Source organism: Segatella maculosa OT 289 (genome assembly GCF_000243015.1).
Taxonomy (GTDB): Bacteria; Bacteroidota; Bacteroidia; order Bacteroidales; family Bacteroidaceae; genus Prevotella; species Prevotella maculosa.
Genome location: NZ_JH594502.1, coordinates 310,090 through 331,968 on the forward strand (window position 1 = coordinate 310,090; position 21,879 = coordinate 331,968).

The window sequence follows — 21,879 nt, forward strand, 5'->3', positions numbered from 1 at the left end:
GGGGGAGCTGCGAGCTTGCGGGCAATTAATTTGCACTCTATTTGTGCTCCCCTCCTTCGGAGGGGCCGGGGGAGGTTTCCGGGGGTGGGGGGAGGCTCCCGGGCTCCCGGATTTTAGGAGGTCTTCCAGCGGGAAGCCTCTTGGGGAGGGTGCACGACTTACCAGCATTTAATCAAACTCAAAATCAAAATCCAATTTTATGATTAACTCGCTTGTCTGTGTGCCCTCCCCGTTTTAAGGAAAGCCTCCCCCAACCCCCTCCGAAGGAGGGGGAGAAAGCCCACCCCTAACCCCTCCCGAGGGAGGGGGAAATATGCAAATAGACCTTGCGAACGCATTAGTTTGCAAGGCCTATTTTGTTTATTATGTATTGTTCATCATTAGCCCGCAAACTTGGTCTCCCCCTCCCTCGGGAGGGGTTAGGGGTGGGCTTCTCCCCCTCCTTCGGAGGGGGTTGGGGGGAGGCTTTCGGGGTGGGTGTTAGGGGATCGCCTTCTTCTCCATCTTCCTTGCATAGGGTGCGGGGTATCCAGAGCGCCAGACAGGGGCAGGAGTTCCACGCTTGGTGCGCAGGAAATTTCCGTTTTCATCGGTGGGTCTGACAACCATATCGTTGTATTTCACGATGAGGTGGAAAGCCAGCTGCGTCCAACGCGCAAGCATGCGCTGTGCCTGCAGGTTGCTATAGTCGTTGAGCTGGCGCAGGGCTGCCGCCTTATCGGTGGCATAGCGCCGGCAGGCTTCTTTCTCTATTTCTGCCTGCTGGGCAAAATAGCCCTGTTCGAGACTGTCGCGCACGGCTTTCAGACTTGGGAACATCTGGCTATAACGCGGATAGACCATGTTGCTGACCCAATTGCACACCCAGAAGGCATTCTTCATCGAGAAGGTAAGGGCATCAGCCCCAGGCGTGTTATAGCATTCGGGACGCACGGTGTTGCCACAATAGACAGGGGTGTAGGCTATCATGTTGCCGTCGTCGTTGCCAAACCACAGCACGCCGCCAATCTCACGGGGAAGCCATGAACGCATTTCGCTGACATAGGAGAATGTGGTTTGCTGGGTGCTCACGGGGCGCTCGTTGAAATAAGCTTTTCCGTCGACTTTATAGACCAAGGGCGAGGGGCGGTAGGGCATTTGCCAGATGCCGCCTCCGATGTCGAGGGTGTCGGTGGCGAGAGGTGTGCCTTCATAATGGTCGCGCATGGCAGTCTGCACGTCTTGCACACTGAGTTTATGCTTGGGCACTATCCAGAGTGGCATGTCTTCAGCGTTGGGATCAAGTCCCTCGGCCCAAGGCAAATAGCGGGAGAAGCCATCGGCAAAGCGATTGAAGAATGCCCACACACGGGCATCACAGAAACGACGTCCTCCGAAGTCGGGGCGCGCATAGGTCATCTTCCAGTTGAACTCGTCGTCACGCCCCTTGAACCACCCTTTGCTTCGGGCAAAGGAAATGACGTTCTTGCTATAGAGCACATTCTTCTTGTCTTTCATGTTGAAGTGTCCGATACGGCTTTGGTTGGCATGTGCACAGATAGCGTCATCGGGGATGCGCTGGGCCACCCACACCACTTTCTTGCTTCCCGCACCACAGCCCATCATCTCCATAATCCATGCTTCATCAGGGTCGCAGATGGTGAAGGTTTCGCCCTCGCTGTTGTAGCCATAAGCCTCTACCAAGGTTGTCATCACGCGAATGGCTTCGCGGGCCGTGCGTGAGCGTTGCAGGGCAATGTAGATGAGACTTCCATAGTCGAGGATGCCTGTGGAGTCGACCATTTCGGCACGCCCGCCATAGGTGGTTTCGCCAATGGTAACTTGATATTCGTTGATGTTGCCAATGACATTATAGGTCACGGGAGCCTCGGGAATGAAGCCGCGACACACGTTTGTTTCCCAATCATTGACGGCCCGCATTTTGCCTTTCTCATGCGTGGCTGCCGGATAATGGGTCAAACCGAGAAACGAGCCATAGCTGTCGGCATTGTAGGTGCAGATGACGCTTCCGTTGACACTGGCTTTCTTGCCTACAATGAAATTCGTGCAAGCCTGTGAAGAGACTGCATAAAGCATGAGGCCCAAAAGCAGAAAAAGAGTTTTATTGATGTTCATACTGATATATTAAGATAATCTAACATTCAACATTCTGATTTTCCCTTTCTCAACAAAAGCTTTTCCACCTATCCATTCGGTCATGGCAGGCTCACCGCTGAACGTATAACTGTTCAACACCTCTTTGCCACAGACTTCGACAACGGCATGATGCAACGTGTGGCCATCGTCGAAGATAACTTCATGAAAAGCCAATCGGCGGAGTGCATTTTCCTTCATAGTCTATCGGGTCATGGGCTTATTCAATTCGCCCTCAGGTATCATGGGAGTTGAGGGAGGAGTAAGGGGTTGCCTCTGACGGGAAGAATCGCGCGACAAGCTGTCGGCCTGGGCTTTCATTTCAGGCTTCTCTTGACTGGCATGCATGCGAAGGAGTCTGATTCCACTGACAATCATCAGCTTGAGTGTCGTGGTGTTCTCTCCAGGACTCTGACTTCGGCTGAGCATGAAAAATCCTCTGACTTCCTTGATGCCTAACCGTTTGTCGTCGCTCACCCTAATACTGCTATGACCTCCAGTCGAAAGATGAACCGTCTGTGAAGCTATGCTGTCATTGCTGAACCTCACGGAAAGCATCACAACACCATCGCGCATACCGTCCTGATAGATGAAATCACTGTTGAAATCAAGCATCAAGACATCACCCTTATGGAAAGCAGAGTCGGCTTTCAATGAGAAGCTATGCTGATTGAAAGGCTTCTGCGGTGCAAGCACCAATGAGGTTTCCTCACGCCATACATTGGCCGTGTCTCCTGTAAGACCAACGTTGGCAAAAGCATCTCCTGCCGAACCACCAAGTGCCACGGATTCATCTCTGAAACGCTTGGCAAGGTTTTCATAGATTGTTTTCAGCTGCTCGGTGTGGCGCAGATAATACACCAATGACGAATCGAAGTCGGCCTCAGTGTAACCATGTTTCTGAAGCACAGCCGTATGATATTTCACCATATTGACAGAGTCGTTGCCCGAGGCCGAAGCCATGGCGTCAGCCAGATGATAATCATAAAGAATATCTTCCATTTCGTCGGGCTGGATATAGGGAGAAGGTATGGTGGGCTTACAGCCTGCAATAAGCATCAGGAAGCCCACACACATCACGGTTTTCAATATTGCTTGCTTCATCAGCATCTTTTTATTTCTTTCTAAACGCTCCCTTCACAGTTTCTGAAAGGTGTTCAATCTCATTTCGATAGAACAGGAAAAGTGCAACAATACCTACAGAAATGCAGGCATCGGCAAAGTTGAACACAGGCGAGAAGAAGATAAATTCGTCTCCTCCCTTGAATGGAACCCATGACGGATAAGTGGTTACTATCATCGGGAAATAGAACATGTCGACCACCTTGCCTTGCAGGAAAGGGGCATAGCCTGTTCCAAAGGGCACGAAGCCTGCCACACTGAAAGGAGTAGAGGCCTCGAAGATGAGTCCATAGAACATGGAGTCGAGAATGTTTCCCACCGCACCAGCAAGAATCATCGACAGCACGACAATATATCCCGTTGTGTGTTTCTGCTTGAGCACCTGCCGAAGATACCAGCCTATTGCCGTGATTGCCACGAGGCGGAAAAGGCTGAGCACCAGTTTGTTGAAAAAGGTCATGCCGTAGGCCATGCCATTGTTTTCAACAAAACTGATATAGAACCAATCGGTGATATGGATAGACTCACCAAGACAAAAATGTGTCTTGACCTCAATCTTGATAAACTGATCTATAATAAGAATGACAGCTATCAGGATAAAGGCCAGGACACCATCGGATAGAATTTTGTTTTTTTTCATTTCTTTCTTGCGTTCTTCGATGCCACGCTCAATGTGGCATGAGGCACGATGCGGAGGCGTTCCTTTGGAATCAATTCGCCTGTCATGCGGTCAATCCCGTAGGTTTTGTTCTCAATTCTGAGTAATGCGCCCTCTAAAGCTCTGATGAATTTCTGCTGGCGCTGTGACATCTGAATCATTTCTTCCTTGCTCTGGTTGGCATTCCCTTCATCAAGCACCTTGTTATAGGTTGGTGAAGTGTCGTCAACCCCATTGCCGTCTTTATTCATCAACTGATCCATCAGCGCTGTGTATTCCGTACGAGCTACTTTCAATTTGTCATTGATGATAGAACGGAACTCTTCCAATTCCTCATCTGAATAACGTGCTTTCTTGTTCATAGGATATTAAATTTTTGAATTTATATATAAAAGGAAAGAGCCGGTGGCAGAGGGATGTTCCAACTGCCACACGATAGTCTCTTTTTAATCTTTCTCTACAAGGATATTGAGTTTGAAGTCATCAAATTCAACCTCTGCCCCCTGATTGTCGGCTATCTTGATGTCGTTGGCAAGCACCTGACTCTTAATCATCTCGCCGAACGATTCAATAGCGGCATCGGTCTGTACATTCGGAGCCACGGTAACAAGGATGCGGTCGGTAATCTCAAGTCCCGTTTCCTTACGCAGATTCTGAATACGGTTAATCAGTTCGCGTGCCATACCCTCACGTTTCAACTCTTCGGTCAACTCTACCTCGAGTGCCACGGTCAGATTGCCCTCATTGCTCACCAACCAGCCTGGAATATCCTCGCTGATGATGTCGACATCACATGCCTCGACAGTCACTGCCTGACCTTCAACCTCAAAGCTGATGCTTCCCGAAGTTTCGAGCAAGGCAATTTCGTCTTGGGTGAGCGCATCCATATGGGCTGCCACCGACTTCATCAGTTTGCCAAACTTCTTACCCATAACTCGGAAATTGCACTTTATCTTCTTCACGAGCATGCCCTGGCCCTCGACAAACAGAAGTTCCTTCACGTTGACTTCATTCTTGATGAGGTCGGCCACGGCTTCAATGTGCTGTTTCTGTTCAGCATCAATGGCAGGAATCATAATCTGAGCCAATGGCTGACGCACCTTGATGTTTACCTTACGACGCAAGGCAAGAGTCATTGAAGTTATCTTCTGTGCCATACCCATTCGGATTTCGAGGTCGGCATCTATTGCCTGCTCGTCAGCTACAGGGAAATGGTCGAGATGCACGCTTTCCAATTTGCCTCCCAAGTCATGATAGAGTTCGTCGGCATAGAATGGGGCAAACGGAGCCAGCAATTTCGTCACTGTCATCAGGCAGGTATAAAGCGTCTGATAAGCCGAAAGCTTGTCTTCACTCATCTCTGTGCCCCAGAAACGTTTACGGTTCAGACGCACATACCAATTACTCAAATCGTCGTTGACAAAGGCATCTATCAATCGGCCGGCACGCGTGGGGTCAAAGTTTTCCAATTCGTGCTCAACACCCTTTATCAGAGAGTTGGCTTTGGAAATTATCCAACGGTCAATCTCCGGACGGTTTTCAAGTGCCACCTGCTCTGCCTCGGGGTTAAAGCCGTCGACATTGGCATAGAGTGCAAAGAAACTATACGTATTATATAATGTTCCGAACAACTTACGGCGTGTCTCGTCTACTCCGTTCGGGTCGAACTTCAAGTTGTCCCAAGGCTCGGAGTTAGTCATCATATAGAAGCGTACAGGGTCGGCCCCATACTTATCAATCATTTCAAACGGATTGGTCACATTGCCCACATGCTTGCTCATCTTGTTTCCCTTGGCATCAAGCACAAGACCTGTAGAGATGACATTCTTGAAGGCCACATGATCAAACACCATTGTGGAAATGGCATGCAAGGTAAAGAACCAGCCACGCGTCTGGTCTACTCCCTCATTAATGAAGTCGGCAGGATAGTAAGCCGGAGGCACAGGGATGCCCTCATAGGTAGAAGTGACAAGCTCTCGACGATATTCGTCTTCGCTCTTGCCTGTAGCTTTCAGTCCTTCGGGTGCAATCTCACCCTCAAACGGATAGTGCTGTTGAGCATAAGGCATGGAGCCCGAGTCAAACCAAACGTCAATCAAATCGCTCTCACGCTTCATGGGTTCGCCTGCCTCGTTGACCAGAACGATATCATCTACGTATGGACGGTGCAGGTCGACCTTATCATAATTTTCTTTTGAATAGTCTCCAGGAACAAAGCCTTTGTCCTTCAGCGGATTGTTCTTCATCACACCGGCGGCCACACTCTTCTCTACTTCTGCATAGAGTTCTTCCAGGCTTCCGATACACTTCTCATTACGCTTATCATCCCGCCAGATAGGAAGAGGGGTTCCCCAGAAGCGTGAACGCGAGAGATTCCAGTCGTTCAGATTCTCCAACCAATTGCCGAAACGCCCCGTACCCGTACTTTCTGGTTGCCAACGAATAGTGTTGTTGAGTTCCACCATACGCTCTTTCTTTGCCGTGTCCTTAATAAACCAGCTATCAAGCGGATAATAAAGCACAGGCTTATCTGTACGCCAGCAATGCGGATAGTTGTGCACATGCTTTTCAATCTTGAAAGCTGTGCCCTCCTGCTTCATCTCCATACAGAGCACGATGTTCAGGTCTTCATCCTTTTCACTGGCGTTCTTGTCCCAAACTCCGTCAGGATTATATTTCGGGTCGTATGAATTCTTCACATAGTCACCGGCATGATGCCCATAGGCTTCCTTGTCTACGCAAGCCTTTATGAAGTTCTTGTCGAGGTCTTCCAAACCATAATATTTGCCCTGTAAATCAACCATTGGGCGAGTCTCACCCTGCTGGTTAATCAAATAAAGGGCTGGAATATTTGCGTCTTTAGCCACTTTAGCGTCATCAGCACCAAAGGTGGGCGCAATGTGCACGATACCTGTACCGTCTTCAGTGGTCACATAGTCACCCAAGATAACACGGAATGCCTCGCTGTCCATTTCAACAAACGTGTCACGACCGTCTTCGTTTGTAAACACTTTGTCAGTATGTGACTCGGCATAGGCTTTCACAAACGCTGGTGAAAAGTCATCCACCTTCTCGCAAGGCTTTATCCAGGGCATGAGCTGGCCATAATGAAGTCCTTCTAAATCAGAGCCTTTCACGCGGTCTACAATACGCCAGGGACATTGTTTATTCTCCTTGTCAAAAGCGCCAAGTTCGCCTTCCTTCACTTCCTGCTCTGGATTGAGATAGGCACTGACACGACTCTCTGCCATGATTAAGGTAACAGGCTGACCATCGTAGAGATTATAAGTCTCCACAGCCACATAGTCAATCTTTGGACCAACACAGAGTGCCACGTTTGAAGGAAGTGTCCAAGGCGTAGTGGTCCACGCAATGAAATAAGGCTTACCATGCTTTGTCCATTCGGCCTTGGGGTCTTTGATGAGGAACTGAGCCGTAACCGTAGTGTCTTTCACATCACGATAACATCCTGGCTGATTCAGCTCATGGCTCGACAATCCCGTACCGGCAGCCGGAGAGTAAGGTTGAATGGTATAACCTTTATAGAGCAGACCCTTGTTGTAGAGTTGCTTCAAAAGCCACCAAAGGGTCTCGATAAATTTATTGTCATACGTGATATAAGGGTGATCGAGGTCAACGAAATATCCCATTTTCTCCGTAAGTTCACGCCATTCAGCAGTGAACATCATCACATTTTCACGACATTTCTTATTATAGTCTTCTGTCGAGATATACTTCTGCGAAGCCTTATTGTCAATATCTTTCTTCGTAATACCGAGTTCTTTCTCTACGCCCAACTCAACAGGAAGTCCATGGGTATCCCAGCCCGCCTTACGGTGAACCTGATAGCCTTTCATCGTCTTATAACGGTTGAATGTATCCTTGATAGCGCGGGCCAGCACATGATGAATACCTGGATGACCATTAGCCGAAGGAGGACCCTCGAAGAAAATAAACTGTGGACAACCTTCGCGCTCATCGATTGACTTGTGGAAAATATCGTTCTTCTCCCACTCGGCCAACACCTCTTGATTTGTCTTGACCAGATTAAGACCGTCATGTTCGGCAAATTTCTTAGCCATAAATATCTATTATTATCATGCAACTTTTTAATGGCCGCAAAGATAAGCAAAATAGCTGAATTATAGATGTTTTTTTGGAGAATTTAAGCAATTCGACTGTAAATAAAGGCAGACTAAACTTCCCCCCAGCAAGTGCAACATTCCGAACAATACTTGCAAAACTCCAGCCTTGATATTGCGAAGTTCAACTTTCCCCTTGGTCTCCTGTTGATTTTAGCCTGGAGCTATCCAGCGCCAACCTGCGTACAATCACTCGGCAAATTCGCAGCCTTTGTCTTGCGATGCTCTCGCATGCAGGGCATGAGCAGCCTCCACATGGTCTTGGCCGACGGCATGACTTGCGCTTTTACATGATGAGGAAGTTCGTGCTGCGTTCTGCCCTATGTGCGTTCGATATGAGTCCCATGGAGAAAAAACAGGAAAAACTGCGTCTCTGAAGCATCGGATTAACGGAAAACAAAAAAGGAACACTCGTCCGACGGCTCGGAAGATAGCAAAATAAAAAAAGAAAGTTCGTCGCCCGCGGAAGAAGCTAAAAAACGTAAAAAGAATGCTCATCGCCCACGGGCGGCGAAGGATTTTTTAACAATTAGCTCTTTTCCTCCATGGATGACGAGCATTCTTTTTTTGTTTTACTATCTTCCGCCATGGATGACGAGTATTTTTTTTCTGTTTCCTTATCTTCCGAGCCGTCGGAAGGTCGTTTTTTCTATGGTTTATCTCTGACTCCCCGTTAAATAAGGAGGCAGAAAGACAGATTTGTTTCTTTCGATTTTGCCGTTCGCCGGTTTTGTCTTACCTTTGTGAAAACTGAACAACGCTTACGTAATAACATGAAGAAAAACCTTTTATTCGCATTAGGCTTATGCCTCTCAACGGGAAGCTTTGCCGACAATCACACCGTCTGCTCACCCGACGGGAAACTAATGTTGACCATCAGCAACGAGGGTGGGCACCCGTCTTACACGGTTAGTTACGATGGGGTGGAAGTGCTCAGACCCTCGGCACTCGGACTGACGGCGGACTATGGCGACTTCACGCAGGGCATGAAGCTCGTCAAGGCCATCGAGAAGCGCATTCAGGTGTCCTATGACATGACACGCACGAAGCGTGCACACGTCAGTTATGGGGCCAATCAACTGACGCTCGATATGGTGAACGCGAAAGGCTTTCCGCTGCAAATCACGTTCAATGTTGCGAACAACAATGTGGCCTATCGCTACACCTTGCTTCGACCGAAAAGCGGAACGCCACGCTGTGCCGTTATCCGCAGCGAGGCAAGTGGCTTCAATCTGCCTGACGAAACGCGCACGTTCCTCACGCCGCAGATACAGCCCATGATGGGGTGGGAGCGTACCAAGCCCAGCTACGAAGAGGAATATCGCCCAGACGCACGACTGGCAGATAAGTCGGCCTTCGGTGTGGGCTACACCTTTCCCTGCCTTTACCGCATACCGAACGGCAAGGCCGACACGTGGCTGCTCATCTCCGAAACGGGAACGGAAGACTATCCCGGTTGCCGCCTCTCCGAATATGAACCCGGCAAGGGCTATCACGTAGCCTATCCGCAGCCCGGCGAGAACAACGGCGTCGGGAGCGAATATGCTGCCGTCCCGCTGCCGGGGAGCACGCCGTGGCGCACCATCACCGTGGGCCGCTCGCTGCAGCCCATTGTTGAGACCACCGTGCCCTACGACGTGGTGGAGCCGCGCTACGAAGCAAAGGCCGAATACAAGCCGGGTAGGTACACATGGAGCTGGATACTTTGGATGGACGAGAGCTGCAACTACGACGACCAAGTGAGGTTCATCGATGTGGCTTCGAAGATGGGCTACGAATACATTCTCGTTGATGCGCTGTGGGATAAGCAAATCGGTTACGACCGCATTGAGCAACTCTCCCGTTATGCGCAGAGTAAGGGCGTCGGTCTAATGTTATGGTATAACAGCAACGGCACGGCAAACGATGCGCCACAGGGCCCGCGCAACGTAATGAACAATCCGATTAGTCGCAAGCGCGACATGGCATGGATGCAACGCATCGGTGTGAAAGCCATCAAGGTGGACTTCTTCGGCGGCGACAAGCAACAGACGCTGCAACTTTATCGGGATATCCTCAGCGATGCCAACGACTATGGGCTTCAGGTCATCTTTCATGGTTGCACATTGCCGCGCGGTTGGGAACGTATGTATCCGAACTTCGTGGCGAGTGAGGCTGCTTTAGCAAGTGAGAACGTATACTTCACGGACTATCATGCCAAGCGTGAAGCCTTTGAACTCACGATGTATCCTTTCACACGTAATGCTGTTGCGGCTTTTGATTGGGGTGGTGTGCTGATGAACCGCTATATGAGTAAGGACAATAAAAGCCGTCATCAACGCTTTACAGGTGATATCTTTGAAATGGCGACGGCCATCACCAACCAAACAAGCGTGAATTGCGTGGCACTTACGCCCAATGCGCTCGCTACACTGCCTGCCTTCGAAATCGAATGGCTAAGGCAGTTGCCCACAGCATGGAGCGACCTACGCTTCCTTGGCGGTTACCCCGGAAAGTATTTCGCTGTAGCCCGACAGACTACTGCAGGCAAGTGGTATGCCGCCGCCATCAATGCCGATCCGAAGCCGCTGACTTTGACGCTCGACCTGCCGATGTTTGCGGGAAAAGTGGTTAAAGTATATGCTGACGGCCCCAAGAAGAAAGGTTCATTGTGGCTTACGCCGAGCATGAAGCAGCAGAAAGTGGGGCGGAACGGCCGACTGACGGTGACGGTTCAGCCCAATGGTGGTGTGATTGTCAATGAGTAGAGCAGTCCCAAGGCGGTCTTTTAACCCTCGATTCTCTGCTCCACTTGTCGCATCAGCCAATCATTTTGCTCGGCAATCGTCATGTGGCTGTTGTCGAGTTCGATGGCATCTGCGGCCTTACGCAGTGGACTCACCTCGCGATGACTGTCAATATAGTCGCGCTCCTGCACGTTTTTCAGAATGTCGTCGAAGTCAGCTGGCATGCCTTTCTCCTTGAGTTCGTCGTAGCGGCGCCGTGCCCTTACCTCGGCAGATGCCGTGACAAACACCTTGAGTTCGGCTTCAGGGAACACCGTTGTGCCTATATCTCGCCCGTCCATCACGATACCTTTGTTCCTTCCCATGCCTTGTTGGCGGGCCACCATGGCCGCTCTTACGAACGGAATGGCCGCAATCGGGCTGACATGGTTGCTCACGTCGAGCGTCCGAATGGCCTCTTCCACGCACTCACCGTTGAGATATGTGTCGGGCCGACCAGCCTTTTCGTTGAACTTAAACGTGATATCTATGTTGCTCATCTGCTGTTTCAGCGCATCCGTTTTCACGCTTCCATCGGCATTAAATAGGCCATGTCGCATGGCAAAAAGGGTCACTGAGCGATACATGGCGCCCGTATCTACGTAGATATATCCTATCTTTTTGGCCAGTTCTTTGGCCATTGTGCTCTTGCCACATGACGAAAATCCGTCGATGGCGATGGTTATTTTCTTCATAAAGAATATGCGATATTGATGATGATTGAATGGTTACTGACGTGGTAAGTGCCGTAGGCAAGGTTGAGTTTGAAGCGTTCGAGGTTCAGTCCCGCGCCCATACTGAAGCCCGCTCCGTGGCTACTTTCGTTGCCAGATGTGTCGGTGATGCTCATTTCATGGGCGCGACGGAAGTTGTATCCCAGCCCTATCCAAATGCTTTCCGACAGGTTTACGTCGACACCGGCAGCCAAATGGTCAATGAATTTATAGTTCCAATGGTTCATATCCACAAGGGTTGCAGAGATGCGAAACGGCGTATTCGTGAGCCTTTTCGACGCACCCAGCTGCACGTCCAAGGGCATTTTCTCAAACGATTCGTCGTAGGCTTTGAGCTGACCGCCAAGATTTTTGGCCACAAGAGAAACCGACCAATCGTTGTCGTCATAGTAGTTCAGTCCCAAATCTACGCCCATTGCCGTTGAATGATAGCTGCCGATATAAGACATGATGAACTTGGTTGCGATGCCACCTGCAAGCTTTTCGGTCAGCATATAGGCGAAATAACCGGCCAAGGCGATGTCTTTTGCCGTGAAAGTGCCCGTCAGGTTGTTGTTCTCGTCGGCCTCTTTCATGGTGCCATAGTCCATGTATTGCGCCGAAACCGCCCACGACGCGTACTCGCCTACGTTGCGGTTGAAGGCCGCACTCCCCATGTTTGTCCCGCCATAGCGCATATAATTGAGGCCAACGGTCTTGTCCGAGACGTTCGAAAGCAGTGCGGGATTGCTGAAAATAAGGGCTTCGTCGTCCTCAACAAGGCTGACGTTGTCTCCCCCAACGGCTGCATTATGCGCACCGACAGGCAGCCGCAGGAAGTTATATCCCGTCTGACTTTCCTGTGCCATGGCCGATATTGCACAGCAGGACAGCAGCAGTGCGCATGCAGTTATTTTCATTTAATTTTCCTAATTATTCGGCAAAGATACGGCTTTTTTCAAATATAAGCATTAATTTTGCCTCACAAAGTAGCGGCATCGACCGAAAAGCGTTGGGCAAGGTGAATGGGCCTGCCGGACAGCTTGCTGGAGCGGGGCTTGCAATATCAGCCATATCGGCTTGCAATATGGCCCATATTACACGGTAAAATGGCTGATATTAGCGACCAATATGGCTGATATTGCAGGGCAATATGGCCCATGTTGCAAACCGGCCTGGCCGCGGTTGCCGCGCAATAGGTCGAATGATGCCGTTTCATGCCGTGCAAAGCGGGTCGGGAAAGAATTTATTTCAGACAATTTGGAACTGAAGAAATCATATCGTGCAGACTTAGAACACAAGCGGACAACGCACTTCTTGTTGGGCTTGACGCTGGTGTTGGCCTTGCTGTACACGGCGTTTGAATACGTTTCTCCACCCGCCGAAGACGGCCACGGCAACGAGATGACCGATGAGATGAGCGAGGACCTCGAACTGATGCCGGCCATGGATACGCGCGACATGATTGCCGCTGCACCGAATGCCGCCCCACATTCGGTGACCGAAAAGCTGAAAGCCGTGGACAAGGAACCCGATATGGTCCGCCGACTCGACCCGAACAACGGCGATGCCCAGCTCGGGACAGGGGGGCAAAACGGCCAAACGGTGCGCCAAGACGATGCGAACCCGACCGCAGCCTTGCCGCAAACGGCCCCCGACGACAGCAATCCGTTGCACTTCCGCATCGTGGAAAAACTGCCGGAGTTCCCCGGTGGCATGGTCGAACTGATGAAATGGCTCACGCACAACCTGCATTATCCGGCCTTAGCACAGCGACAACGGTTGGAAGGAAAGGTGGTCGTGTCGTTCATTATCAACAAGGATGGCTCCGTGACCGGCGAGAAAATAGAGAAAGGCATAGACCCTTTGCTCGACCAAGAGGCCTTGCGTGTGGTGAAGATGATGCCGAAATGGAAACCGGGAGTAGAGAAAAACAAACCTTGCAGGACGTTGTTTGTAATCCCGATAAACTTTAAGTTATAAATGAAAGCAGACGAACTCTTAGTGAAAGTCAACGACTTTCTTGACCATTTGCAGTACAATCGCAAGCCGGAAGGGCTGTATGCGCCCGTGAAATACGTTCTTTCGATGGGCGGAAAGCGTATCCGGCCGCTGCTGCTGCTGCTGGCTTACAATCTATATAAGGACGACCCGGAGTCGGTTCTCATGCAGGCTTGCGCCTTGGAGACCTATCATAACTACACATTGTTGCACGATGACCTGATGGATAATGCCGAGATGCGCCGCGGACATGAGACGGTTCACAAGCGATGGGACGCCAATACGGCCATTCTTAGCGGCGATTCTATGCTGGTACTTGCCTACGAACGCATGGCAAAATGCCGTGAGGTTTACTTGCAAGATGTGCTCCATACGTTCACGGAAACAGCCTTGGAGATAGGCGAAGGCCAGCAATATGACATGGATTTCGAGACACGTAACGACGTCACCGAGGCCGAATACATCGAGATGATACGCCTCAAGACGAGCGTACTCTTGGCTTGTGCGATGAAAATCGGGGCCATTTTGGCCGACGCGCCCAAGCAGGATCAAGAGAATCTTTATAAGTTTGGCGAGCAGATAGGGCTGGCTTTCCAACTTCAAGACGACTATCTTGATGTCTATGGCGACCCGAAAGTGTTCGGAAAAAAGATTGGCGGAGATATCATCAGCAACAAGAAAACCTACATGCTCATCAATGCTTTCAACCGTGCCGACGCTGAATTGCGTCGCGAACTGGTGCATTGGATCGAGGCAAAGACGTTTGATTGCGATGAGAAAGTGGCTGCCGTGACGGCTATATATAATAAGGTGGGTGTGGACAAGCTGGCAAGTGAGAAGATAGCTTGCTATTTCCAAGCAAGCAAAAAGTATCTTGATGCCGTGCAAGTGGGCGAGGACCGCAAGGCCGAATTGCGGCTTTATGCCCGTAAGATGATGGAACGGGAGTATTGACGACGGTAATCTGACAGAAAGAAATGACGTTCACTGATACGCATACCCATTTAGACGGCGAGGAGTTCAAGGCCGATTTGCCCGACGTTATCGGTAGGGCTAAGGCGCAAGGTGTGGGCCGTGTGCTCGTTCCGGCCATCGATTTGAAGTCCGTAGACACGGTGCTTGCGGTCTGCAGACAGTTTCCCGGCTATGCGTTTCCGATGATCGGGCTGCACCCGGAAGAGGTGAAAGCCGATTGGGAGACGCAACTTCGCCAGCTGAAGGCACGCTTCACGGAGGCTTCTTTCATTGCCATTGGCGAGGTGGGGCTTGACTTTTATTGGGACAGAACGTTCGAACGGGAACAGCTTTTGGCCTTTGAAGCACAGGTAGAGTGGGCGGTCGAGACGCAATTGCCGCTGATGATTCATTGTCGAAAGGCACAGAACGAGTTGCTGCATATCCTGAAACGCTATGAGAAAGAGCTGTCAGGGGGTGTCTTCCACAGCTTTACGGGCAACCAAAAAGAGGCCGAACAGCTGTTGAAATTCGAGCGGTTCGCATTGGGAATAGGCGGTGTGTTAACCTTCAAGAGCAGCCATCTGCGCGAAGACTTGCCCGCTGTGGTTCCCTTGGAACGTATTGTTTTGGAGACCGACAGCCCATATATGGCCCCCGTTCCACATCGGGGCGAGCGCAATGAGAGTGCTTTTGTGCGGTTGGTGTTGGAGAAACTGGCCGAAGTCTATGGCGTTTCGGCCGAAGAAGTGGCCCAAACGACCGAAGAAAATGTCAGACGTATATTCACGAAAATCTAAAAACGAAAATAGAAATGAAACATTTGATGGTGCGTTTTGCGGTGCTTTCGCTGCTGATAGGGGTGCTTAGTGCTCCGATAATGGCGCAGAACAAGACCGTAGGTTCGGCAAAACCAGACACGACAAAAGTTGATACGGCGACGAACGACGATGCCCTTGCGGCACAAATCGATGCGGCTTCGGCCGACAGCACGGCGTTGTTGGGCGACGAAGTGGCAGGCGAAGGCTTTCATCAGGCCCTGAAAACCAAGTTCATCGAGGGCAATGCGGGCTTCATGTCACTGGTGGCTTTGGCCTTGGTCATCGGACTTTCCTTCTGTATTGAGCGTATCATCTATCTCAGTCTCTCTGAAATTGATGCCAAAAAGTTCATGGTCGATCTCGATGAAAAGCTCATGCAAGGTGACATAACGGGTGCAAAAAGCTTGTGCAGAGACACGCGTGGGCCTGTTGCTTCCATCTGTTATCAAGGCTTAGAACGTATCAATGAGCGTATAGATAACATAGAACGGTCGGTCGTTTCCTATGGATCTGTGCAGTCATCTAACCTTGAAAAGGGCTGTTCATGGATAACTTTGTTCATCGCAATGGCCCCTTCTCTGGGCTTTCTTGGCACGGTTATCGGCATGGTTATGGCCTTTGACCAAATCCAAACGGCCGGGGATATCAGTCCAACCATCGTGGCTTCGGGTATGAAAGTGGCCTTGCTGACGACCATATTCGGCATCATCGTAGCCCTAATATTGCAGGTTTTCTATAACTATATCCTGTCAAAGATCGAGCATATCACGTCACAAATGGAAGAAAGTGCCATCACTTTGCTGGACTCGGTGATGAAATATAAGTTGAAGAACGAATGTTGAAGTTGCACGATATAGCCCATTGGCCCACGGAACGCATCTCGCAACGCGTGCTTTACCTGCTGATAGCATTGGCTGTGATGGTGTTTGCTTTGTTCTATTTTGTGGCTTATGACCGTCCGTTTGCCGACGATCCGAGTTTCAATGCGCCCTTGTTCACCGACTTGTTGCTGGTTTTTATGCTGCTGCTCGTGGTGCTTTCGTGTGGCTTGTCGGCGTGGGCTGTGATGCGAAGTGTGCGTCGTTTGCACGGAAAGGGAAGCGGAATGGAGAACAATGTGCCTGCTTTGCGCATCTCACATTGCGTGATGTTCGGAACTATTGGCATCTTTATTGTTGCTTTCCTTGTGGCATCCGGGACTGCAATGTCGGTCAATGGGAAGGCCTATCACGACTGGTTTTGGCTCAAGGTGTCGGATATGTTCATTTATACTTCGGTCCTATTGCTGGCGATAGCCATAGGAACAGTGATCTATGGTGCCACGAAATATTACAGAGGTTCAAGGAAAAAGCATGTTCAGGCATAGGAAACACGGTGTCCCGGTACTCAATACGACGTCGACAGCCGACATATCTTTCATGCTGTTGATATTCTTTTTGGTGGCCTCTTCCATGGACATTGATAAGGGACTTTCACGACAATTGCCGCCCGTGGAGCGTAGACCGCAGCAGGAAGAGACAGAAATTAACCGTCAAAAGCTGCTTGAAATCAAGATAACCGACCGGAATTTGTTACTTGTAGACGGCAAACCGATGCCGCTGAACCGGCTCTCCGGCCATGTAACGCGCTTCATCATGGCCCGTGGAAAAGACCATCTGATTTCCATAGATGCCAGTCCTGAGTCGGCCTACGATGTCTATTTCCACGTTCAGAACGCCCTTGTCGAGGCCTATCGTGCCTGGCGTGACCGCGCTTCCAAACAGAAATTCGGCCATGATTACCACCATCTTTCGCCCCGACAGCGCGAGGAAATCCGAGATATTTGTCCACAACGGGTGGCCGAGACCTACGACATGGCAGCGAAAGGAGGCCGAGATGAGTAGGTTTCGCAGGCGTTCGCACGAGATGCCGGGGCTGAATACGGCTTCGCTTCCCGACTTGATTTTCTCCGTTCTCTTCTTCTTTATGATCGTAACCCACATGCGAAAGGAGACCTTAAAAGTAGAGTGTCAGGTGCCACAAGGCCGGGAATTAACGCGATTGACCAAGAAATCAGCCGTCAGTTATATTCATATCGGCCGGCCTTTCGATGGGAAATATCCTGCTGCGGGCATGATATTCGATGGTTCGTGCATTCAGTTGAACGACAAATATGTCACGCCTGCGGAAATCATCGACTATATTTCGGCCGAAAGGAACCGTCTTTCTCCCGAGGATAAGCAGGCGATGACGGTCTCGATAAAGGCGGACAAAGATACCAAGATGCGTGTAATTAATGCCGTAAAGCAAGCCTTGCGTCAGGCAAAAGCCTTGAAAATCAACTATTCGGCAGTGGAAAATGGGCGCATTAAAAGTGAAAAAGAATAACGATTTGTCATAAAGTTGGCCGTTAAGTTGCAATATTCAAACAAATATACTACCTTTGTAGACAAATTAATATAAACCATGTTACATCATCATTTAGACGCATTGGATAAGAAAATCCTTAGACTTATTGCTGAGGATGCACGTATCCCGTTCCTTGAAGTAGCCCGCGCATGCAACGTAAGTGGCGCAGCCATTCACCAACGTGTGCAGAAATTAACGTCTTTAGGCGTGTTGAAAGGCTCGCAATTCATTATCGATCCCGAGAAAATAGGCTATGAAACGTGTGCTTATGTGGCCCTTTATCTGAAGGAACCTGAGAAGCATGATGCCGTAATTGAGGCCTTAAAGCGAGTTCCGGAAGTGGTGGAATGTCATACAACTACGGGCGGAATGGATCTCTTTATCAAGCTTTATGCGCGCAATAATCACCACATGATGCAGATTATTCACGACAAATTGCAGCCCTTGGGCCTGTCGAGAAGCGAGACGATTATCTCTTTTAGCATGCTCATCGACCGTCAGTTGCCTGTCAGCGAGATGGAAGTTGACGACGAGGAAGATGAAGATAAGGAGGATTTATAGGCAGAGTATGGGCTTTTGATAGACAGTAAAGGCGAATGTAAACGGATTATATTCGCCTTTTTTATGTGTTTCATAGTATATTCTGTGCCAATCTTGATAGTCAGGAAAGAAGGCATCGGCACGCTCGGGCATGGCATCTATCTCTGTTAGATAGAGCTTTTCGGCCTGATTGATGGCCTCTTTGTACACCTGTTCTCCCCCGATAATGAATACTTCCTCTTCATTTTGGCACTGTTCCAAGGCCTCTGCGAATGATGAAACCCGCACGCAACCGGCGAAAGATGCAACGGAACGGCTGATGACAATGTTCCTTCGGTGGGGCAAAGCACCGTTGGGGAGCGACTCAAACGTGCGTCGGCCCATGATAATCGTGTGGTCCGTGGTTAATTGTTTGAAGCGTTCGAGGTCGGCTTTGAAGGGATAAAGCAACTTATTCTGATAGCCGATGGCCCGGTTCTTGGCTACGGAAGCAATGAGAGAGAGTATCATTCGAGTACGATGGTTGGTTCTTTCGGAAGGTGAGAACTCTTGATTTTCCACGCCTGTGGATAGAGGTTGTTGGCCCGACTGCCCAAGTTCTTGGCGAAACCGAGCGGATATCCGCGATAAGTAATCAGTACTATGCCACGCGGACTGCCTTCCGGAAGCGTGATGGCTTCAGTGCGCAGGTAGGCGATGGCCTGCGGATAATCAATCGATATGCGCGGATAAGCCGAACAATCTGCTGCAACAGACAAGGCTTTCGAGTGGTCGGGAACGGTTTTTTTGCCCTTTATTGTGTCGGGGAGTGGGCCATGTGACAGCACATGCAACCCTTTTAAAGCCTTTTCGTCAATGGTTCTCACCATCTTCAGCCGCTTCTCTTCGTTCGCATTTTCAGTCTCTCCGTGCTTCCGAAGCACAGCCAAGAAGAAACCTTCACCGCGCGTTTTTCCCGGAATGAAGCGGTAGACGGGATTCGAATCAATGAGGCTCCCCGTGATGTTCCATGCCTTTTCCGTCGGAATCTCCACGAAGTCGGCCCCTAATTCCCGTGCAATCGATGCCGCATTTTCCTCATCTTCGTGCGCATTGAAAGTACAGGTAGAATATAGCAACAGTCCGCCTGGCTTCAGACAAGGCCAGATGTCGCTGACAATCTCACGCTGCAGGCGGGCGCATTCCTCTACTTTCTTCATGCTCCAATCGTCAATCGCCCCCGCATCTTTGCGGAACATGCCCTCGCCGGAGCAAGGAACATCGGCCAAAACGACGTCGAACTGCAACCTGCTTCGGCTGTAATCGCAGGCGTAATTATTGGTGACAACGATATCGGGGACGCCAAATTTCAATACATTCTCATTGAGAATGCTCGCCCGCCTGCGGACAGGTTCGTTGCTGAAAAGCATGCTTCCGTGGGGCAAGGCAGCAAAGGCACAGCCGGTTTTCCCACCGGGAGCCGCGCAAAGGTCAAGCATTCTGACCGGCATTTTGACTAATTCACGCAGCACATGGTCCACAAACATCGATGCAGCCTCCTGCACATAGTAAAGTCCGGCATGCAACAATGGGTCGAAAGTGAAGTCGGGGCGCGCCTTCAGATACACGCCATCGCGACACCAAGCCACGCCTCCTGCGCTGTCTTTTACGCCAAGACGCGCCGCAGCTCCTTTGAAAGGGTTAAGTCGGATACTCACGGGCGGCTCCTCGCGTAGGCCTTTTTCGAGCGTGGCATACAGTGCATCGCCCATCAATCTACGGGTGTATTCTGTGAAATCTGTCGGCAGTTGCATCGTATATTGTCTTGAATGATGGTGCAAATGTAGGAAAAAATTCGTTCCTTTGCAACTAAATAAGCCGGGGTTTCGTCTAAACCTCAGATAATAATCAATATAATGAATATGAAACAAACTCTAATCGCACTTCTGTTAGTGCTGACATTGGGAACAACCGACGTGGTCGTGGCACAACGACACAGGCATACACCGCGCACGGAAGCCTTATCGGGGAAGGCAAACCCCGATGACAAAGCACATCAAACGGCCGCGGGAAAGGCGAAAGATGAGGGCATTGATGCTTTCTCAGACACGACATCGGCGGCCGATGCCACCGTTATGGACACCACCGACACCACGTACACGTCGAGTTACGACGATGATGCAGATGATTTCAATGATGCATCGTGGTTCGTTAAGGCTATCACGGGCACCCTGGGCGCCAGTGCTGTGCTATTTGCCCTGCTGATAATCGTGCTTATCTTCCTACTTCTTATTTCTCCTTTCATTGTTGTCGTACTCGTTTTGCGCTATCTTTTCAAGCGACACAACGACAAAGTGCTGCTCGCCGAGAAGGCTATGGAGAGCGGACAGGCCATACCTTCGGAAGCAAAGCCCCGTACCTCGCGTTCCTATACAAGAGAAGGACAATGGCAACGCGGCATCAGGAACGTCTCAATAGGCCTTGGACTCATGGGGCTTTTCTGGTTCATCGACGCCGAAGAACTGATAGGTGTAGGCGTATTAGTGCTTTGTATGGGAGCCGGGCAGATGTTTATCGCACGCACCTCGCGTGGTATGACGCCTCCAAATGCTGACGACATGACAGACGAGGACCAAACCTATGACGAAAAACCTGCAGCGAATGAGCAGCAGGAAACCGAAGGCGACACGCAATAAGCTCTCATAAGTGAAGCAACCAACCGATATCTCTCTCGTCACACAGGTGGCTGTGTTTCGCAACCGGAAGGCTTTCGACCGACTGGTTGTGAAATATCAGTCGCCTATTCGGCGTTTCTTCCTTGCCCAAACGGGGGGAGATGCGCAGCTCAGTGACGACCTTGCGCAAGATACCTTCGTCAAAGCCTATACCAACATCACGCATTTTCGGGGCTTATCGAGCTTTTCCACGTGGCTTTACCGCATTGCCTACAACACCTTTTACGACTATGTGCGCCATCATAAGCCAACGGGTAACATCGATACTCCAGGCATTTTGGCTGCCAAGGCGGCCCATGTTGACAGCGGATTAAAATTGGATTTGCAGCATGCCCTGCGCATTTTGTCGCCCAAAGAACGTCTTTGTATCACGCTTCAACTTATCGAAGGGCAACGCATCGACAAGATTGTTGCCATCACAGGCATGGCAGAAGGGACGGTGAAAAGCCATCTTTCGCGGGGCAAACAGAAGCTGACCGTTTATCTAAAACAGAATGGATATGACTGAATATAATATTGATGAAAAACTGATTACACGCTTCTTTGAAGCTAATCGGATAGGAGAAATCGAGGATCGAGGCTTCTCCCGTAGGGTGATGCGGCAGCTTCCGGTATCCCGTATGCATCGGTTGAACACGCTGTGGACATTGCTTTGCACGCTCATCGCAGTGGTTTATTTCTTCATGCACCAAGGAACAAGAGTGCTCTTTGTGGCGTTTAGCCATCTCTGGAATAATTTTTTTGCCTCTCTTGTCATGCCGGAATGGAATATGACTACGGCGCTATTGACCTATATAGGGGTTGTTTTGGTGATGGTATTTGCTGTATATCATGTCTTAACAAATGCCCGGAGGTTCATTTAGCGGCTGTGTTTAGACGGATAAACCCTATTTGATTTATTTAACAAAATACTCAAAAAAGCGAACAA

General features: G+C 50.0%; 22 protein-coding genes. 12 read left to right on the plus strand and 10 right to left on the minus strand.

Annotated features, from left to right (window positions below; translation table 11 throughout):
• Positions 1-480: 480 nt before the first annotated feature.
• The 6 genes from HMPREF9944_RS05415 to ileS all read right to left on the minus strand — a co-directional run bounded on the left by HMPREF9944_RS05415 (position 481) and on the right by ileS (position 7,995).
• Positions 481-2,115, minus strand: coding sequence for a dipeptidase (locus HMPREF9944_RS05415; RefSeq protein ID WP_008564997.1), 1,635 nt, complete (start codon positions 2,113-2,115; stop codon positions 481-483).
• Positions 2,116-2,124: 9 nt separating this feature from the next.
• Complete coding sequence (locus tag HMPREF9944_RS05420; RefSeq protein ID WP_008564998.1) at positions 2,125-2,334, minus strand: hypothetical protein; 210 nt, start codon at positions 2,332-2,334, stop codon at positions 2,125-2,127.
• Between the two features lie 3 nt (positions 2,335-2,337).
• Entirely contained in the window at positions 2,338-3,243 is a 906-nt protein-coding gene (locus tag HMPREF9944_RS05425; protein WP_044113391.1) for a DUF4296 domain-containing protein, read from the minus strand.
• Between the two features lie 4 nt (positions 3,244-3,247).
• Positions 3,248-3,895 (minus strand): lipoprotein signal peptidase, encoded by a 648-nt coding sequence (locus HMPREF9944_RS05430; RefSeq protein WP_008565000.1) that lies wholly within the window; start codon positions 3,893-3,895, stop codon positions 3,248-3,250.
• Positions 3,892-4,275 carry a TraR/DksA family transcriptional regulator gene (locus HMPREF9944_RS05435; RefSeq protein WP_004372613.1) on the minus strand — a complete coding sequence of 128 codons (384 nt, stop codon included), beginning with the start codon at positions 4,273-4,275 and terminating at the stop codon, positions 3,892-3,894. Before HMPREF9944_RS05435 ends, HMPREF9944_RS05430 begins: the two co-directional genes overlap by 4 nt.
• An 84-nt stretch (positions 4,276-4,359) precedes the next feature.
• Positions 4,360-7,995 carry an isoleucine--tRNA ligase gene (gene ileS, locus HMPREF9944_RS05440; protein ID WP_008565006.1) on the minus strand — a complete coding sequence of 1,212 codons (3,636 nt, stop codon included), beginning with the start codon at positions 7,993-7,995 and terminating at the stop codon, positions 4,360-4,362.
• Between the two features lie 833 nt (positions 7,996-8,828).
• Here ileS and HMPREF9944_RS05445 point away from each other — a divergent pair.
• The gene (locus tag HMPREF9944_RS05445; protein WP_008565008.1) at positions 8,829-10,802 is read left to right on the plus strand and encodes a glycoside hydrolase family 97 protein; all 1,974 of its coding nucleotides are present in this window, start codon (positions 8,829-8,831) and stop codon (positions 10,800-10,802) included.
• 20 nt (positions 10,803-10,822) lie between these two features.
• On the opposite strand, the gene cmk is transcribed toward HMPREF9944_RS05445, so the two are convergent.
• Positions 10,823-11,515 (minus strand): (d)CMP kinase, encoded by a 693-nt coding sequence (gene cmk, locus HMPREF9944_RS05450; RefSeq protein WP_008565010.1) that lies wholly within the window; start codon positions 11,513-11,515, stop codon positions 10,823-10,825.
• Positions 11,512-12,453 (minus strand): type IX secretion system protein PorQ, encoded by a 942-nt coding sequence (gene porQ, locus HMPREF9944_RS05455; protein WP_008565012.1) that lies wholly within the window; start codon positions 12,451-12,453, stop codon positions 11,512-11,514. Before porQ ends, cmk begins: the two co-directional genes overlap by 4 nt.
• Positions 12,454-12,793: 340 nt before the next feature.
• On the opposite strand from porQ, the gene HMPREF9944_RS05460 reads away from it, so the two are divergent.
• From HMPREF9944_RS05460 to HMPREF9944_RS05495, 8 genes are all read left to right on the plus strand, one after another.
• Positions 12,794-13,516, plus strand: coding sequence for an energy transducer TonB (locus HMPREF9944_RS05460; RefSeq protein ID WP_044113437.1), 723 nt, complete (start codon positions 12,794-12,796; stop codon positions 13,514-13,516).
• Positions 13,517-14,488 (plus strand): polyprenyl synthetase family protein, encoded by a 972-nt coding sequence (locus HMPREF9944_RS05465; protein ID WP_008565014.1) that lies wholly within the window; start codon positions 13,517-13,519, stop codon positions 14,486-14,488.
• A 23-nt stretch (positions 14,489-14,511) separates the two neighbouring features.
• Positions 14,512-15,288: a TatD family hydrolase gene (locus HMPREF9944_RS05470; RefSeq protein WP_008565015.1), complete on the plus strand. Its 777-nt coding sequence runs from the start codon at positions 14,512-14,514 to the stop codon at positions 15,286-15,288.
• A gap of 14 nt (positions 15,289-15,302) precedes the next feature.
• A complete protein-coding gene (locus tag HMPREF9944_RS05475) occupies positions 15,303-16,151 on the plus strand; it encodes a MotA/TolQ/ExbB proton channel family protein (protein WP_008565016.1) in 849 nt (282 codons plus the stop codon).
• Positions 16,145-16,675, plus strand: coding sequence for a membrane protein (locus HMPREF9944_RS05480; protein WP_008565017.1), 531 nt, complete (start codon positions 16,145-16,147; stop codon positions 16,673-16,675). The genes HMPREF9944_RS05475 and HMPREF9944_RS05480 overlap by 7 nt, the downstream gene beginning before the upstream one ends.
• Entirely contained in the window at positions 16,662-17,192 is a 531-nt protein-coding gene (locus HMPREF9944_RS05485; RefSeq protein WP_008565018.1) for an ExbD/TolR family protein, read from the plus strand. The genes HMPREF9944_RS05480 and HMPREF9944_RS05485 overlap by 14 nt, the downstream gene beginning before the upstream one ends.
• On the plus strand, positions 17,185-17,676 hold the full coding sequence (locus HMPREF9944_RS05490) for an ExbD/TolR family protein (protein ID WP_008565019.1): 492 nt from the start codon (positions 17,185-17,187) through the stop codon (positions 17,674-17,676). The genes HMPREF9944_RS05485 and HMPREF9944_RS05490 overlap by 8 nt, the downstream gene beginning before the upstream one ends.
• A gap of 78 nt (positions 17,677-17,754) precedes the next feature.
• Complete coding sequence (locus HMPREF9944_RS05495; RefSeq protein ID WP_008565022.1) at positions 17,755-18,258, plus strand: Lrp/AsnC family transcriptional regulator; 504 nt, start codon at positions 17,755-17,757, stop codon at positions 18,256-18,258.
• On the opposite strand, the gene HMPREF9944_RS05500 is transcribed toward HMPREF9944_RS05495, so the two are convergent.
• Both HMPREF9944_RS05500 and HMPREF9944_RS05505 read right to left on the minus strand, forming a co-directional pair.
• Positions 18,253-18,747, minus strand: coding sequence for a dihydrofolate reductase (locus tag HMPREF9944_RS05500; protein WP_008565025.1), 495 nt, complete (start codon positions 18,745-18,747; stop codon positions 18,253-18,255). The two genes, HMPREF9944_RS05495 and HMPREF9944_RS05500, sit on opposite strands and share 6 nt — an antisense overlap.
• Positions 18,744-20,030, minus strand: a complete 1,287-nt coding sequence (locus HMPREF9944_RS05505) for a methyltransferase RsmF C-terminal domain-like protein (protein WP_008565026.1) — start codon at positions 20,028-20,030, stop codon at positions 18,744-18,746. The genes HMPREF9944_RS05500 and HMPREF9944_RS05505 overlap by 4 nt, the downstream gene beginning before the upstream one ends.
• A 108-nt stretch (positions 20,031-20,138) precedes the next feature.
• Between HMPREF9944_RS05505 and HMPREF9944_RS05510 the strand changes: the two genes are divergently transcribed.
• From HMPREF9944_RS05510 to HMPREF9944_RS05520, 3 genes are read left to right on the plus strand one after another with little or no spacing between them, the layout of a single operon-like run.
• A complete protein-coding gene (locus HMPREF9944_RS05510) occupies positions 20,139-20,912 on the plus strand; it encodes a DUF6249 domain-containing protein (RefSeq protein ID WP_044113438.1) in 774 nt (257 codons plus the stop codon).
• A 10-nt stretch (positions 20,913-20,922) separates the two neighbouring features.
• Positions 20,923-21,459, plus strand: a complete 537-nt coding sequence (locus tag HMPREF9944_RS05515; protein WP_008565028.1) for an RNA polymerase sigma factor — start codon at positions 20,923-20,925, stop codon at positions 21,457-21,459.
• Complete coding sequence (locus HMPREF9944_RS05520) at positions 21,452-21,814, plus strand: DUF5056 domain-containing protein (RefSeq protein ID WP_008565029.1); 363 nt, start codon at positions 21,452-21,454, stop codon at positions 21,812-21,814. Before HMPREF9944_RS05515 ends, HMPREF9944_RS05520 begins: the two co-directional genes overlap by 8 nt.
• Positions 21,815-21,879: the final 65 nt, after the last annotated feature.

What these genes read in the sequence shown, in the direction of transcription:
- HMPREF9944_RS05465 (WP_008565014.1), top strand. Translation starts at nt 13,517, where the DNA reads ATGAAAGCAGACGAACTCTTAGTGAAAGTCAACGACTTTCTTGACCAT.
- HMPREF9944_RS05485 (WP_008565018.1), top strand. Translation starts at nt 16,662, where the DNA reads ATGTTCAGGCATAGGAAACACGGTGTCCCGGTACTCAATACGACGTCG.
- HMPREF9944_RS05520 (WP_008565029.1), top strand. Translation starts at nt 21,452, where the DNA reads ATGACTGAATATAATATTGATGAAAAACTGATTACACGCTTCTTTGAA.
- HMPREF9944_RS05490 (WP_008565019.1), top strand. Translation starts at nt 17,185, where the DNA reads ATGAGTAGGTTTCGCAGGCGTTCGCACGAGATGCCGGGGCTGAATACG.
- HMPREF9944_RS05430 (WP_008565000.1), bottom strand. Translation starts at nt 3,895, where the DNA reads ATGAAAAAAAACAAAATTCTATCCGATGGTGTCCTGGCCTTTATCCTG.
- porQ (WP_008565012.1), bottom strand. Translation starts at nt 12,453, where the DNA reads ATGAAAATAACTGCATGCGCACTGCTGCTGTCCTGCTGTGCAATATCG.
- HMPREF9944_RS05470 (WP_008565015.1), top strand. Translation starts at nt 14,512, where the DNA reads ATGACGTTCACTGATACGCATACCCATTTAGACGGCGAGGAGTTCAAG.
- HMPREF9944_RS05420 (WP_008564998.1), bottom strand. Translation starts at nt 2,334, where the DNA reads ATGAAGGAAAATGCACTCCGCCGATTGGCTTTTCATGAAGTTATCTTC.
- HMPREF9944_RS05475 (WP_008565016.1), top strand. Translation starts at nt 15,303, where the DNA reads ATGAAACATTTGATGGTGCGTTTTGCGGTGCTTTCGCTGCTGATAGGG.
- ileS (WP_008565006.1), bottom strand. Translation starts at nt 7,995, where the DNA reads ATGGCTAAGAAATTTGCCGAACATGACGGTCTTAATCTGGTCAAGACA.
- HMPREF9944_RS05425 (WP_044113391.1), bottom strand. Translation starts at nt 3,243, where the DNA reads ATGCTGATGAAGCAAGCAATATTGAAAACCGTGATGTGTGTGGGCTTC.
- cmk (WP_008565010.1), bottom strand. Translation starts at nt 11,515, where the DNA reads ATGAAGAAAATAACCATCGCCATCGACGGATTTTCGTCATGTGGCAAG.
- HMPREF9944_RS05495 (WP_008565022.1), top strand. Translation starts at nt 17,755, where the DNA reads ATGTTACATCATCATTTAGACGCATTGGATAAGAAAATCCTTAGACTT.
- HMPREF9944_RS05510 (WP_044113438.1), top strand. Translation starts at nt 20,139, where the DNA reads ATGAAACAAACTCTAATCGCACTTCTGTTAGTGCTGACATTGGGAACA.
- HMPREF9944_RS05435 (WP_004372613.1), bottom strand. Translation starts at nt 4,275, where the DNA reads ATGAACAAGAAAGCACGTTATTCAGATGAGGAATTGGAAGAGTTCCGT.
- HMPREF9944_RS05505 (WP_008565026.1), bottom strand. Translation starts at nt 20,030, where the DNA reads ATGCAACTGCCGACAGATTTCACAGAATACACCCGTAGATTGATGGGC.
- HMPREF9944_RS05500 (WP_008565025.1), bottom strand. Translation starts at nt 18,747, where the DNA reads ATGATACTCTCTCTCATTGCTTCCGTAGCCAAGAACCGGGCCATCGGC.
- HMPREF9944_RS05415 (WP_008564997.1), bottom strand. Translation starts at nt 2,115, where the DNA reads ATGAACATCAATAAAACTCTTTTTCTGCTTTTGGGCCTCATGCTTTAT.
- HMPREF9944_RS05480 (WP_008565017.1), top strand. Translation starts at nt 16,145, where the DNA reads ATGTTGAAGTTGCACGATATAGCCCATTGGCCCACGGAACGCATCTCG.
- HMPREF9944_RS05445 (WP_008565008.1), top strand. Translation starts at nt 8,829, where the DNA reads ATGAAGAAAAACCTTTTATTCGCATTAGGCTTATGCCTCTCAACGGGA.